This window comes from Vibrio sp. RE86 (genome assembly GCF_013114545.1).
Lineage (GTDB): Bacteria > Pseudomonadota > Gammaproteobacteria > Enterobacterales > Vibrionaceae > Vibrio.
Window position 1 is genome coordinate 296,619 of record NZ_VTXI01000002.1, and the last position, 13,580, is coordinate 310,198.

Sequence of the window (13,580 nt, forward strand, 5' to 3'; positions counted from 1 at the left end):
ACTCTATCGTTTATTCTTGAGTATAGACTGTCATTGATAATTATCTCGATAAGCTAAGGCGAAGCTTCAGTAGGAGGGCTACACTGTAACTAGTCACAGGAGGTGTCTATGCGCTGGTTGGTTGTGTCGCTCATTTTTGTCAGTACTCAGGTTTTTGCTACAAAAGTGCTACTCGTTGAAAGCTACCACTCTGAATACTCGTGGGATAAAGATTATCTTTTTGGAATCGAGGAGACGTTGTTGCCTTCGATTGAGTTAGAAACGTTCCAAATGGACACTAAACGCCTACCTAAGCCGCAATATGAGGTAATGGCCGATAAAGCATTCGAACGATACCAACAGCTTCAACCTGACATCGTGATCTTAGGGGATGACAACGCGCTGAGTTACATGCTGCCAAAATTGTACGATGAGCCTATTTCGATCGTCTTTCTTGGTATTAACTCAAACCCAAGAGCGCTTTTATCGAGGTATCACGGGCAAGCCGAGGTCACAGGTGTGCTTGAAAGGCCGCTATTTATTAAGTCGTTGGGTGAACTGCGTAAACTGTTTTCTGGACCAGAGTTCAAAGTAAAAGTGTTATTTGACTCGGGCGTAACCTCCCAAATCGCAAAGAGCTACATAGAGAAACAGTATCGGCTAATAAGACAAAATTTAGGTATCGAGGTAGATATACAGTCCGTAGCGACCAAGAAAGAGTGGCGGGCACAAGTGTTGCAAGCGAAAGATGAAGGCGTGAGTACGATAATTGTTGGTCTTTACCACACATTGATCGATCATACTGGGCAAAACGTTCCTGCTGATGAAGTGATCAGTTGGACGAGCCAACATTCAGAGTTACCACTGTTTGCCTTTTGGGATTTTGCAGTGGGGGCAGGAAAAGCGGCAGGCGGCGTAGTGTTGTTTGGAGATAGCCAAGGGCGAGCTGCAGGCAGCTTGGTGAATCAAATAGTGAAGGGTGAATCGGCGAAAAACATCCCGATTCAAATTGGTAATCAAGGGAAAGCAATCTATTCAACATCGGTAATGGAGCGGTGGAGCGTTACTCCGCCGGCGCATTGGAAACCGATAGATTAGGGCTTGGAGTTGTTGAGTGAATCACAACATTGGGTAACCGCTACAAATGAAATTTACAAATTGTCCAATTGCAGTTACAAAGGCGTATCCCTCGAAAGTTTAGCGTAGGCATAAAGAAAATATGAGTGCATCAAGCAGTACTATATTGACGGAAAGTGGTACTAACGAGTTAGAGATCATTGAGTTTCACTTAGTGAAAGAGATGCCGGATGGCAGTAAAAAGACCTGCTATTACGGCATTAACGTAGCCAAGGTACGAGAAGTGATTCAGGTTCCTGACACAACAGACTACCCGAATGCTCAACCACATATGATAGGGGTGTTCTCATCGCGTGATATTTTAACCCCGCTGGTGGATTTAGCGGGGTGGCTAGGGGTTCCTACCAGTCAAGACTTAGCTCGTAAATTCGTCATCGTGACAGATTTCAATAACATGACGAATGGCTTTCTCATTGACTCTATTAGCCGTATTCACCGAATTTCTTGGAATGATGTAGAATCGCCGAGTCAGTTTCTAGAAGCAGGAGAACAAGATTGTGTGGTTGCTGTGGTCCGTAAAGATGGCAACCTAATCATGATTCTAGACTTCGAGAAGATCATTGCTGACATTAACCCAGAGCTCAGCATGGAGAAATACGATGTGACGCTCGATAAGAGCGTGGATCTAAACCAACGTATGGTCACTAAGCGTAACGCTAAAACGGTAATGGTTGTGGATGACTCTGCGTTCATTCGTTCGATGATTCAAGATACGCTGACTTCTTCGGGTTACAACGTCATTGCATGTAAAGATGGTGGTGAAGCGCACGAGAAGCTGATGAACCTAATTGAGGTGGCAAAGGAAGAGAACCTTCCGATTAGCGAGCTTATTGACGGTGTTGTAACCGACGTTGAAATGCCACGTATGGATGGGATGCATTTGGTGAAACGTCTACGTGACAGTGAAGCGTATGCCAATATGCCGATTGTGATGTTCTCATCTCTGATGAGCGACGATAACCGTGCTAAAGCGCTTGCTTTGGGTGCCAACGATACCATCACTAAACCAGAGATTGGCCGTATGGTGACAATGATGGACAAGTATATCTTCGGTAAAACAAACTAGGTTTGAATAGGAAAGCCACCTTGCTTCGAGGTGGTTTTCAACAGATAAAAAAAGGGTACGCAATGCGTACCCTTTTTCTTTTGTATTCGAGGATTAACCTTCGCTGCGGTTACCACGACCATGGCCACGTTCGCCACGGTAGTTACCACGGTGATCGCCACCACGGTTACGGTCGAAGCGACGCTCGCCATCACGACGACCACCTTCACGGTTTCCATCACGACCGCCTTCACGGTTACCACGGTAGCCACCGCCGTTACCATCACGATTGCCGTCACGGTTGCCACGGTAACCACCACCGTTACCATCACGACGACCGCCTTCACGGTTGCCACGGTAACCACCACCGTTACCATCACGACGACCACGACCGCCATCACGACGACCACCGTCACGACGTGGTTCACGGAAATCAGTGAAGTCACAGACTACGGCATCAACTTGCTTCTGACGGATACGTAGTTTCTGTAGCTTGCCTGCTGTTTCAGAAGACATTGCTTTTGGAAGCTGAACGTAAGTTTCGCCTTGTGCCAGTTTGATTGCACCGATAGAACCTTTTGTTAGGCCTAGTTCGTTTGCAAGTGCACCAACGATGTCTTTAACTTGAACGCCTTGCTCACGACCCACTTGAAGCTGGTAAGTATCCCAGTCTTGAGTGTTGAATTCGCGGCGAGCACCACCGTCACGGCCGTTCTCACGACGTTCTTTACGACGTTGCTTATCACGCTCGATTGCTTCAATCATTGGGTCTTCGCCAATGTAGAATAGTGGGCGCTTACCTTGCTGGCGCTTAAGCAGGATTGCTGCTAGTGTCGCTGCGTCTAGCTCTAGAGACTCTTGTAGTTTTTCAACTAGCTCAGAGAATTTCTCTAGTGCTTTGTGTTCTTTATCTGCTTCAAGCTCTGCACCAAGTTGTGCTACGCGAGCTTCTGCAACTTTGTCACGGTGTGGAAGTTGGATCTCTTCCATAGACGACTTAGTTACACGCTCGATAGTGCGAAGCATACGTAGTTGGTTAGTGCGAACTAGAAGGATCGCTTTACCTTTACGTCCCGCACGACCTGTACGGCCGATACGGTGGATGTAAGACTCAACATCGAATGGGATGTCGTAGTTGAATACGTGTGTGATACGTGGAACGTCAAGACCACGTGCTACAACGTCAGTTGCAACTAGAATGTCGATAACACCTTGTTTGATGTGGTCAACAGTACGCTCACGTAGAGACTGAGGAATGTCACCGTGCAGTGCAGACGCTTTGAAGCCACGTGCACATAGCCAATCCGCTAGACGTTCAGTGTCTTGACGAGTACGTACGAATACGATTGATGCGTCAGTCTCTTCTGTTTCTAGAAGACGAGACATTGCTTCGTCTTTTTCTACACCTTTAACAACCCAGAACTGCTGTTCTACTTTGTCTACAGTGTGGTTCTTACCTGCAACGTCGATCGTTTCTGGATCGCGTAGGAAGCGCTCAACAATGTTTTTCAGCATTGGAGGCATAGTTGCAGAGAATAGTACACGTTGTGCAGAAGAAGGCGCGTGCTCCATGATTTCTGTTACGTCATCAACGAAGCCCATGTTTAGCATTTCATCAGCTTCATCAAGAACAAATGTGTGTACTTCGTCTAGGTGTAGACGGTCACGGTTGATAAGGTCTTGAACACGGCCAGGAGTACCTACAACAATGTGAGCACCGTTTTTAAGTGCACGCATTTGATCAACGATAGAAGCACCACCGTAGATCTCTAGTACTTTAAGGCCTGAGATGTTTTTACCAAGGTTCTTAACTTCTGCTGCTACCTGGATCGCTAGTTCGCGAGTTGGTGCAAGAACGATTGCTTGAGGCTTACGCTGTGCAAGGTCTAGCTTGTTAAGAAGAGGAAGAGAGAAAGCTGCTGTTTTTCCAGTACCAGTTTGAGCTTTACCTAGTGCGTCTTTACCAGCCAATAGGTGCGGGATTGCCGCTGCCTGAATTGGAGTTGGTGAAACAAAACCCATACCGTCAAGAGCTGAAAGGATAGAGTCGTTAAGCGCTAGATCGCTAAACTGAATTACAGAATCTGTCATTGGGATCCTACTGTATATAAGTCAATAAAAGGTCCCACGAGCTCTACCAATTCCAATACCAATCCAGATATTTGCTGAGATCCGTTCAGATGCGGATAAGTCGTAAATCGCATCAAGCCTCTAGGGACATAAACACATCGATACCACTGACTATTTGCTCGGTATTGCGAGGCAATCTGTGGAGCATATAGTGAGAGGCACCGATATAAGGGGGCGGATTATTCCTGAAAAGCACAAAAAAAGCTAGAAAAAATTGAATTTCATCACAATTTTTTCCAAATTTGAGAGCGTTTGTTCATAGAAACGACATTTTGATACATAAATCGAATGAATAGTCACCAGTGAGTTCAAAATGCTAACTGATTGAATTGTTCGTTAAAGCGTAGATTGTCATCGGGATTAGGTAGATAGGGCATAGGCTGAGTGATATAGTGTGCGCAATTTTTCGGATAGATACTTACTCGGTTAATACAAGATAAATGTTTCAAGATAACCCTCTACTGGCTCAACTTAAGCAGCAAATTCAAGAAAACCTTCCTAAAAAGGAAGGAACAATCAAAGCAACGGAAAAAGGCTTTGGTTTTTTAGAAGTCGATAGCAAGACAAGCTACTTTATTCCGCCACCGTACATGAAAAAATGTATGCACGGCGACAAAGTGAAAGCGATCATTCGTACTGAAAAAGATCGTGAGCAAGCTGAACCAGAAGAGTTACTAGAGCAAGGCGTTAACCGTTTTATTGGCCGCGTTAAGCTGTTTAAGGGCAAACTCAATGTCACCCCTGATCATCCGCAACTTAAAAAGCTCTCTTTAAAAGCGAAAACTCGCAAAGGCATCAAGAGTGATGATCTTAAAGAGGGAGATTGGGTTGTTGCTCATCTTATCCAACACCCACTAAAAGGTGACAATGGTTTCTTCGTAGAGATCTCTGAGAAGATCACTGACGCAGACGACAAGATTGCACCTTGGTGGGTAACACTGGCGCAAAACGATCTACCAAACAGTGAACCTGCGGGCATCGATAATTGGGAAATCAAAGACGACGCTGATCTTGAGCGTGTGGATATGACGCACGTTCCATTCGTGACGATCGACGGTGCTTCGACCAAAGATATGGACGATGCGCTTTACGCTAAAAAAACTGAGTCTGGTGACTTTGAACTGACCATCGCTATCGCGGATCCTACGGCTTACATCACTCCAGAAAGTGAAATGGATAAAGTCGCTCGTCAACGTGGCTTCACCATCTACATGCCGGGTCGCAATATTCCAATGCTGCCACGTGATTTGGCTGATGAATTGTGTTCACTGATGCAAGACGAAGTTCGCCCAGCACTTTGCTGCACCGTCACTGTTGCTAAAGACGGTGTTATCGGTGATGACATCAAGTTCTTTTCGGCGAACATCAAGTCTCACGCTCGCCTTGTTTACGATCACGTATCAGACTGGATTGAAAATGGTGAGTCTCAAGAGTGGCAGCCAGCTGATGAGATCTCGCAGATTGTTCGTGACCTGTATGAGTTCTCTCTAGCGCGTGCTGATTGGCGTGAAAAGAATGCTGTGGTATTCCCAGACCGCCCAGATTACCGTTTTGAACTAAGCGAAGACAACGATGTTGTGGCTATTCACGCTGATATGCGTCGTAGTGCAAACCGTTTGGTTGAAGAAGCTATGATCACGGCAAACATTTGTGCTGGCCGTACACTTCGATCGACGTTTAACTCAGGTGTATTCAACACGCACCTAGGCTTCAAACCAGAGAAAATTGCAGACGTTCTGGGCTTTGTAAACCCTGAAGGTGAATTGCCATTTACCGCTGAATCAGTCGCAACGTTAGAAGGTTTTGCTGAACTTCGTCGTTGGTTGGGTCAGCAAGAGTCTAGCTACTTAGACAACCGTATTCGCAAGTTCCAAGCATACAGTGAGATTGGCAACGAGCCACTACCGCACTACGCAATGGGCCTTGATATCTACGCGACGTGGACATCTCCAATCCGTAAATATGGCGATATGATCAACCACCGTATGTTGAAAGCGCACGTCTTGGGTAAAGAGCCAGTGCAAACTGCGGATGAAACGGTCGGTGAGGAGCTCGCACTGCACCGTAAACATCATAAGATTGCTGAGCGTAATGTTGGTGATTGGCTATACGCTCGCACGCTTGCAGAAGAGCCAGCAAAAGAAACCAAGTTCAATGGTGAGATCTTTGATATTAACCGCGCGGGTATGCGTATCCGTCTTATTGAAAACGGTGCCGCGGCGTTTATCCCTGGTTCTCTGATTCTAGCGAACAAAGAGCGCCTAGAGTGCAGCGCAGATAACGGTACAGTCTCTATCGACAAAGAAGTAACCTACCGTTTGGGTGATGTACTTGAAGTGGTATTGACGGAAGTGAATCAAGAAAACCGCAACCTAGTCGCGAAACCAACTCAAATCTTTGATGACGTTAAAACAGTCGCAGAAGTAGAGAAAGCGGCTGAGTAAGTGGGCGCCACTAGTCTGGTAAACGTTTAGTTTCGCTTACAGCAACACATTGAAAACGCACATTTCAAATTGGAATGTGCGTTTTTTATTGCTTTGAATTCTATGGCCTTGCAATGCATCGGAGCTTTTATTGATAGATTTGATTTATAAATAACATTTGGTTAACGTTTTTCGCAGTGCTATTGTTCACGCAGAGAGCTGAACAGAGCAATTTTGTACAAGACTGCAAGGAAGAAACCCTCGATGGAAAATAAGGAAAAAGCGGACTACCGAACCTCTGAAGCCTTAAATGGTATCGAAGTAGTGAATGCGCAGTATAAAAAGCAGTCTTTCTCCAAGCATGTCCACGAAAGCTATACCATTGGTGTGATTGAAGAGGGGGCACAACGCTTCTTTCGTAGCGGTGCCAATCATGTCGCGGGTAAAAACAGTATCATTTTGGTCAATGCTGATGATGTCCATAACGGTGAAACCGCCACAGAAGGCGGTTGGCGTTACAAAGCTATTTACCCCACGGTTGAGCACTTTGACCTGATCTCCCAAGACTTTCTCGGTAACCACTCGCTTGTTCCATATTTTAAAAGTTCGGTCATTGAAGATGAGCAGTTGGCCAATCAACTAAGGCTTATCCATGATCAAATCGAAATCGGTGCATCCAAACTGATGGTAGAGACGTTGCTTTGCTCGACCTTATTCTCTATCGCGAGTAAATACGGCAAAACACTTGAGCCGCCAAGTGATGTAGATGGTTACCGAAAACGGCTGCTTCAAGCTAAAGAGTTTCTTGATGAATACCCAGAGGTCGATATCTCCTTAGATAGCTTGGCGGGCCTTACGGGGTACACCAAGTACCATTTTGTTCGCCAGTTCGGTCAGGAGTTTGGCATTTCGCCCCATGCTTATCAAATCCAAGCTCGGTTGCAAAAGTCTAAGGGCTTACTCAAAGCTGGCGTTGCCATTGCGGATGTGGCGAGCGATTGTGGCTTTCATGATCAAAGCCATTTCACGCGCCATTTTAAGAAAGCACTCGGAACAACGCCTAAACATTTCCAGACACAAGCAACTTTGTACAAGAGCTAAATAGCTATTCCAACTAACGTAACTTATCTAAGATGTTTACACCGAGATAAGTTATGGATTCAAATTCGATGGTATTAAACCCCAAAGGGCGACAAGAGGCTCTTTCAACCGCGACGAGAGCGGCGATAGACATTTTCCCACTATGTGCTGCGGTTATTCCATGGGGTGTACTTTGTGGCTCTTTAGCAATACAAGTTGGTCTTACCCCGTTTCAAGCTCAGGCGTTATCGCTGTTTGTTTTTGCAGGTGCTGCGCAACTCGCCGCTATTTCATTGATTGGCGCAGGTAGCCCAAGCCTGCCAATACTCTCATCTACTTTCGTTATTGGCTCTAGGCACCTTCTCTATTCTGCGGTGTTTCATGGTCAAGTAAAAAATCTTCCTTGGCACAAGCGCGCGATATTTGCATTTTTCTTAACCGATGAGATGTTTGCTATAACCAACGATTATATTGCTAAGCACAGAACATTTAATTACCTATATGCGGTCTCTTCTGGGGTAACGTTTTATGTGATGTGGAACCTATCGACACTAGCAGGTATTGCGGCTGGACAAAGCATCCATGACCTAGAAGCGCTGGGTTTGGAGTTTGCTATCGCAGCGACGTTTATCGCCATCGTCATCCCTTCTATCAAGGATAAACCAATGTTCGCATCCGTCGTCGCCAGTGGTTTAACTGTCGTTGTGCTCGAAACACTAAATTTTGAGTATTCACTCATTGCAGCGACGATAGTCGGAATGGTGACAGGGTATGTTCTAGGTCAAAAAGGAGACAATCATGACGCTTAATCTCGAACTGCTTATTCTATTGATGGCCGCAATTACATTCAGTTGTCGTTATCTATTTTTCATGAATTCGTTACCCATTACGCTAGGGCCCAAAGTGCAAGCTTTACTCAAATACACAGCCCCTTCGGTATTAACCGCAATGTGGGTGCCCATTGTATTTTTCGGTCATGAGACAATTGAGGAGAGTTTTATCACCAGCCCGTTTCTATATGCGGGCATACTGACGGTGATAGCCAGCCTGAAGATCAAAAATACGTTAGCGGTTGTGGTTATCGGTATGAGCTCATTCTTATTGCTCCAGTGGTTAATCTAAATATTTCAAGGCCCGAGTATCATGCTGGGGCTTTTTTTGTATTCTGTTTCCCCCTTTGTTAAGTGCCTAGACCTACCTATAAAATTAATTGATGAGTAATGAGTTTATTCAATTTTTCGAGATAAAAATTAATGGGTAATCTTCTCGTATCGCTTTTAACCAAGGAACGACCATGCGAGAAGAATACCCTTATGTCGATGGATGTAAGTTTATCGAAGGACAAGAACTGCTATCGGACATCAATCTAACACTGGATGACGTTGTTGGCTTCAGAGAGTTTTTTGATGACAACATTGCCTTAGACCCTTACTCGAACGTTCGAATTCGAGGAATGTTAAAGCTTGAATATGACTATATGTCTCGTGATTTAAGCAAAGCTCAAGTACAGTCCTATTTTCAATCAGCGGACGCTAACAACTTGAATGGTGGTAGCGCTCGAACGTTTAATACCATCGACAGCCAGCTGTTAGCTCTGCCTATCTTTAAAGCCCTCTTTGCGAAGCATGAACCGCTTATCCGCCAATATTGTGAGCGCAATGATGTACCTAAAGCGCAGCTCAGTATTCATTTCATTCGCTACCAAGCAAATAAAGGCGAAGCCTCGTACAGCTCTCCTGTTTGGCTTCATAAAGATGATGAACCTATTGTTTTTATTCACCTTGTCAACTTAACAGATAATGCACTTGGCGCGGACAATGTGATTGCAGGTATGGATGACTTGCCGACCAAGGTGATCAGGCTAACCGAATTCATGGACTGCCTTATTGTCGACCCAAGTCTAAAACATGCCGTAACCCCAGTTGGCTCAAAATCTGGCGTGGCAAGACGTGACGTCATGTTAGTGAATTTAGAAGACCCTTCTCGCCAAGGAGGTTACGCATGAAATACTCATCAGAGAGTGTAGGCAAAACCTATATGTTTATTGCCATGGTTCTATCAGGGACGATTGGTTACTTTGCTCTGGAATCGAAACAAGCGGCAGAAAATATCGTTTTTGTCCGCTGTGTTCTGGGAGCACTAGCATTAGGAACTTACGCGTACTTTTTTAATAAGCTTCCAGAGAGAAAACAACTCGATTCACGCACGCTAATATTGCTACTTATAGGGGGAGTCACTTTAGTCTTTAACTGGCTTTTTTTGTTCAATGCTTATCAGTCTATCTCAATTGGATTAACAACGGTGATCTATAATACGCAGCCGTTCTTTTTGTTGATTTTAGGTGCAGTTGTATTGAACGAGTCGATTCAAAGAGAACATGTGTTTTTAATGCTTATCGCTTTTTCTGGCTTAACGATTATGGTTATGTCTGAGCCTCAGGCGGGTAGCTCTGTGAATGTGACGGGGGTTCTCCATTCATTATCGGCGGCGATTTTATATGCTCTTTCGACCATCTATACCAAGAAAGTCACCAATCTAGCGCCTGAGTTTATTGCAGTGACTCACCTCATTGTTGGCGCCGTAGTCTTTTCCTTTTTCATTGATGTGGACGCTTACTGGAACTATCCAGAAAGGAACATGAACCTTGTCATTTTGGGACTCGTTCATACGGGAATTATGTACATATTCCTCTATGGCGCTTATGAGAAAACATCGGTTGCGAGTCTAGCGGTGATCTCATTTGTATACCCAATTGTCGCGCTCATGATTGATGTGATTGTTTACGACTTAACACTTTCATTTCAGGCAATGCTTGGCACAACAATCATGTTGGGTTCTATCGTTGCTTACAACCTAAACCTATTCTCACGCAGGAGGCTAAAGAATGCTTAAATGGCTATTTGGTGAAGAGGTAACCATCCAATTTCGAGGCCAAAAAATTAAGGGGTCGACTAAAAAAACAATATTGCACTCCGTCATCGAAAATAAAACAACAATAAGACATAACTGTGGTTCTGGTGTTTGTGGGCAATGCGCCGTCAAAGTAATCACAGGTGAAATAGATAGCCCAACAAAAATTACGCTTGCTTGCCAAACATACCCTAAATCAAACATCACAATTGAACAGTAGGCAAAAAATGGATTTTACTCACAACGTCATTGGCAACACCAAACAATCTCAATTGATTCGAGACTCATACGATAACAGTCTTATTCCCAATCGATTATCGACTTGGCTAACAGGTAAAGCGCACTCGACTCATAGTGCCAATACCTTACTGACTTGGTGGACTTATACCTTTGGTATTATTGGGGCGTATATCGCCGCAGTAGGCACGTTAATTTATGTCGACTCATTGGTTTATCAAGGGATCGCGAGTCTAGTGGTACTGGCATTGTCACGTCGTATGACGGCCGTCATCCTTCATCAAGCGGTGCACAATCGTCTGTCTGGCGTAGAGTTCGTCGACAAAATGATTGGCGAGGTGTGTTCAATACTGACCATAAGTCAGGGCTATAAAAGTTATCAGGACGATCATTGTGGTTCACATCACTCTCCGGAGACATTCGCAACGGCTGAAGACCCAATCATCATGTTCATGAAAAAAAGTGGCCTGGATGAGAAACAGACCAAACAAGATGTCGTATTAGGTTTTCTAACGTGTTTACTTTCACCTAAGTTTCATCTGGGATTTTTAGCGAAAAGGTTAGGTCATAACTTATCGTTTTCTAACCCGATCAGAACCTCGGTTGTGTTGGCTACGTTAATGGGTATAAGCACGCTGTTTTATCTACACGGTAGTGTCTTGGGGGCTGTGATGTTTGTGGCCGCCTTAGTTGTCGGCTATCAGATAAGTGCATTTGTCGAAATCTGTAGCGAGCACCTATGGTACGGAAATTCAGAGGAAATCCGAAATACACCGTATTTCTATGCTGATATTTCTTGGGGGCGCTTTTGTGGGCTGCCTTACCCGACGAAATTGAGCAATGTTCCTATGTGGTATTTCCTGAACATTTTCTATCACTTACCTGTTCGTCTGTTTATTTTGGTTGGAGACCTACCGCAACATGATTTCCATCACAGACACCCGATCGTGACCAACTGGCTCAATGCCGCAGAGCTTAGAAACCATGCGTTGGGAGAACTGCGAGATAACGAACCTGAGTACATTGATATTTGGGGCCTGCACACTGCTTTAAATCATGTGTTTGACCAACTTTCTACTCAATCAAACTATCGTTATGCGTCGGGATACTAGGAATGATTATGCACACACAAACAACCATTGCTCATCGGTTACAGACTTCACCCGTGCTGGACTACATCACGCCTACAGCGACTCAAAAAATGGAGTGTTTATCCCGAGAGTTACACAACGATATTTTCTTAAAGCGAGAAGACCATAATACGGTCAACTCTTTTAAGATCAGAGGCGCTTTTCAGAAAATTACGTCACTTTCGCCCCAATCACAAAGCTTGGGAGTGGTGGCGGCTTCGGCGGGGAATCATGCTCAAGGGGTTGCTAAGGTATGCTCTGAACTCAACATAGCCGCCACCATTGTAATGCCAGAGACCACCCCAAAAATCAAAGTGGATGGTGTACGTAAATTTGGTGCTAACGTCATTTTGCATGGTAATACGTTTGATGAATCCAATCAGTATGCTAAGCATCTCGCAGAGACCAAGCGCATTGAATTTATTCACCCTTTTGATGATATGGAAGTGATATTGGGGCAAGGCACTGTCGGGGTCGAACTTGTCGAACAGGTGCAAGACTTGGACTACGTTTTTGTTCAAGTCGGTGGGGGTGGTTTGGCAGCTGGTATGGCGCTGGCTATCAATGAACTCAGCCCCCAAACGAAAGTCATTGCCGTTGAACCCGAGGGAGCTCAAAGCTTGGGAGCGTCATTGACTGCTGGGAAAGTGGTTAAATTGGATCGAGTATGCGGCTTTTCTGACGGGGTGGCTGTTCAGCAGATGGGAGAGGTGACGTTCAACATTTGTCAGTCACTTATCGATGATTACGTTACTGTGAGCAAAGATGAAGTCTGCTCTGCAATCCAATTGGTTCATCGAGATACGCGCGCAATCCCTGAAGCGAGTGGGGCGGTTGGCCTTGCAGGGGCTAAAAAGTATATGGATCAGCACAATCTACAAGGGAAGAAAATCGGCGCTATCTTGTCTGGAAGTAATATTAGCTTTGAGAAGTTAGAGTATGTTGCTCAGCGATGCAACTTGGGGCTGATGACCGAGAAACTGATCTCTGTTGAACTACCTGAAAAACAGGGTGAACTAACGAAGTTATTGACTCTACTTGAAGATGTGAACATTAGCGAACTGCAGTACCGAATTGATAAGTACAGCAAGGCGCACCTATTAATCAGCTATTTCTCTCATGATATTGATTTGAACTTGAGTAAATTATCGCAACTCTCGAAGGCAGGCTATCGCGTATCTGACATTGCAGAACAATCGATAGATAAGTCGCATTACCGCTTTATGATGGCGATGTCAGGAAAGCGTTACCCACTGGAGCAAGAGACTTTCTACAATCTAAAGTTTCCTGAAAAGCGAGGTACTTTACTGTCGGTGTTAAATACCTTGTTTGAAGGGAGCTCGATAACAGCGCTTAACTATAGGAATGACGGCTCAAGCTCATGCAGTTTATTGTTGGGGGTTCTCGGTAATGGTCAGTGCCTTGATCAACGATCTCTGCACTCGCTTTCTTGTCACGTTGACGAAGTGACGACTCTGTAGCTACCCAATCATGGAAGCGACTAGGCCT

Annotated in this window: 12 protein-coding genes; 11 read left to right on the forward strand and 1 reads right to left on the reverse strand. The window is 44.9% G+C overall.

All coding sequences use genetic code 11. The features are described 5' to 3' along the window. Positions 1-108: 108 nt before the first annotated feature. Together F0231_RS03555 and F0231_RS03560 are read left to right on the forward strand one after the other, a co-directional pair. Positions 109-1,077, forward strand: a complete 969-nt coding sequence (locus F0231_RS03555) for an ABC transporter substrate-binding protein (protein ID WP_171758329.1) — start codon at positions 109-111, stop codon at positions 1,075-1,077. A gap of 121 nt (positions 1,078-1,198) precedes the next feature. Beyond that, positions 1,199-2,182, forward strand: a complete 984-nt coding sequence (locus F0231_RS03560) for a chemotaxis protein (protein ID WP_171758330.1) — start codon at positions 1,199-1,201, stop codon at positions 2,180-2,182. A 93-nt stretch (positions 2,183-2,275) separates the two neighbouring features. On the opposite strand, the gene F0231_RS03565 is transcribed toward F0231_RS03560, so the two are convergent. Next, the gene (locus tag F0231_RS03565; protein WP_171758331.1) at positions 2,276-4,252 is read right to left on the reverse strand and encodes a DEAD/DEAH box helicase; all 1,977 of its coding nucleotides are present in this window, start codon (positions 4,250-4,252) and stop codon (positions 2,276-2,278) included. Between the two features lie 479 nt (positions 4,253-4,731). Between F0231_RS03565 and rnb the strand changes: the two genes are divergently transcribed. From rnb to ilvA, 9 genes are all read left to right on the forward strand, one after another. After that, complete coding sequence (gene rnb / locus F0231_RS03570) at positions 4,732-6,735, forward strand: exoribonuclease II (protein ID WP_171758332.1); 2,004 nt, start codon at positions 4,732-4,734, stop codon at positions 6,733-6,735. A 243-nt stretch (positions 6,736-6,978) separates the two neighbouring features. Further along, complete coding sequence (locus F0231_RS03575) at positions 6,979-7,815, forward strand: AraC family transcriptional regulator (RefSeq protein WP_171758333.1); 837 nt, start codon at positions 6,979-6,981, stop codon at positions 7,813-7,815. A 53-nt stretch (positions 7,816-7,868) separates the two neighbouring features. Then, complete coding sequence (locus F0231_RS03580; protein ID WP_253825713.1) at positions 7,869-8,603, forward strand: AzlC family ABC transporter permease; 735 nt, start codon at positions 7,869-7,871, stop codon at positions 8,601-8,603. Next, a complete protein-coding gene (locus F0231_RS03585) occupies positions 8,593-8,916 on the forward strand; it encodes an AzlD domain-containing protein (RefSeq protein ID WP_171758334.1) in 324 nt (107 codons plus the stop codon). Before F0231_RS03580 ends, F0231_RS03585 begins: the two co-directional genes overlap by 11 nt. Positions 8,917-9,088: 172 nt before the next feature. Next, positions 9,089-9,799: a 2OG-Fe dioxygenase family protein gene (locus F0231_RS03590; RefSeq protein ID WP_171758335.1), complete on the forward strand. Its 711-nt coding sequence runs from the start codon at positions 9,089-9,091 to the stop codon at positions 9,797-9,799. Continuing rightward, positions 9,796-10,686, forward strand: a complete 891-nt coding sequence (locus F0231_RS03595; protein ID WP_171758336.1) for a DMT family transporter — start codon at positions 9,796-9,798, stop codon at positions 10,684-10,686. Before F0231_RS03590 ends, F0231_RS03595 begins: the two co-directional genes overlap by 4 nt. Beyond that, positions 10,679-10,924 (forward strand): 2Fe-2S iron-sulfur cluster binding domain-containing protein, encoded by a 246-nt coding sequence (locus tag F0231_RS03600; RefSeq protein WP_171758337.1) that lies wholly within the window; start codon positions 10,679-10,681, stop codon positions 10,922-10,924. Before F0231_RS03595 ends, F0231_RS03600 begins: the two co-directional genes overlap by 8 nt. 7 nt (positions 10,925-10,931) lie before the next feature. Continuing rightward, entirely contained in the window at positions 10,932-12,053 is a 1,122-nt protein-coding gene (locus tag F0231_RS03605) for a hypothetical protein (protein ID WP_171758338.1), read from the forward strand. 8 nt (positions 12,054-12,061) lie between these two features. Further along, the gene (gene ilvA, locus F0231_RS03610) at positions 12,062-13,552 is read left to right on the forward strand and encodes a threonine ammonia-lyase, biosynthetic (RefSeq protein ID WP_171758339.1); all 1,491 of its coding nucleotides are present in this window, start codon (positions 12,062-12,064) and stop codon (positions 13,550-13,552) included. The last annotated feature ends 28 nt before the right edge of the window (positions 13,553-13,580 follow it).

Excerpts from the sequence above, each read along its gene's own strand:
- F0231_RS03600 (WP_171758337.1), top strand. The coding sequence starts at position 10,679 with ATGCTTAAATGGCTATTTGGTGAAGAGGTAACCATCCAATTTCGAGGC.
- F0231_RS03565 (WP_171758331.1), bottom strand. The coding sequence starts at position 4,252 with ATGACAGATTCTGTAATTCAGTTTAGCGATCTAGCGCTTAACGACTCT.
- F0231_RS03585 (WP_171758334.1), top strand. The coding sequence starts at position 8,593 with ATGACGCTTAATCTCGAACTGCTTATTCTATTGATGGCCGCAATTACA.
- F0231_RS03555 (WP_171758329.1), top strand. The coding sequence starts at position 109 with ATGCGCTGGTTGGTTGTGTCGCTCATTTTTGTCAGTACTCAGGTTTTT.
- F0231_RS03605 (WP_171758338.1), top strand. The coding sequence starts at position 10,932 with ATGGATTTTACTCACAACGTCATTGGCAACACCAAACAATCTCAATTG.
- F0231_RS03575 (WP_171758333.1), top strand. The coding sequence starts at position 6,979 with ATGGAAAATAAGGAAAAAGCGGACTACCGAACCTCTGAAGCCTTAAAT.
- F0231_RS03590 (WP_171758335.1), top strand. The coding sequence starts at position 9,089 with ATGCGAGAAGAATACCCTTATGTCGATGGATGTAAGTTTATCGAAGGA.
- F0231_RS03595 (WP_171758336.1), top strand. The coding sequence starts at position 9,796 with ATGAAATACTCATCAGAGAGTGTAGGCAAAACCTATATGTTTATTGCC.
- ilvA (WP_171758339.1), top strand. The coding sequence starts at position 12,062 with ATGCACACACAAACAACCATTGCTCATCGGTTACAGACTTCACCCGTG.
- F0231_RS03560 (WP_171758330.1), top strand. The coding sequence starts at position 1,199 with ATGAGTGCATCAAGCAGTACTATATTGACGGAAAGTGGTACTAACGAG.
- rnb (WP_171758332.1), top strand. The coding sequence starts at position 4,732 with ATGTTTCAAGATAACCCTCTACTGGCTCAACTTAAGCAGCAAATTCAA.
- F0231_RS03580 (WP_253825713.1), top strand. The coding sequence starts at position 7,869 with ATGGATTCAAATTCGATGGTATTAAACCCCAAAGGGCGACAAGAGGCT.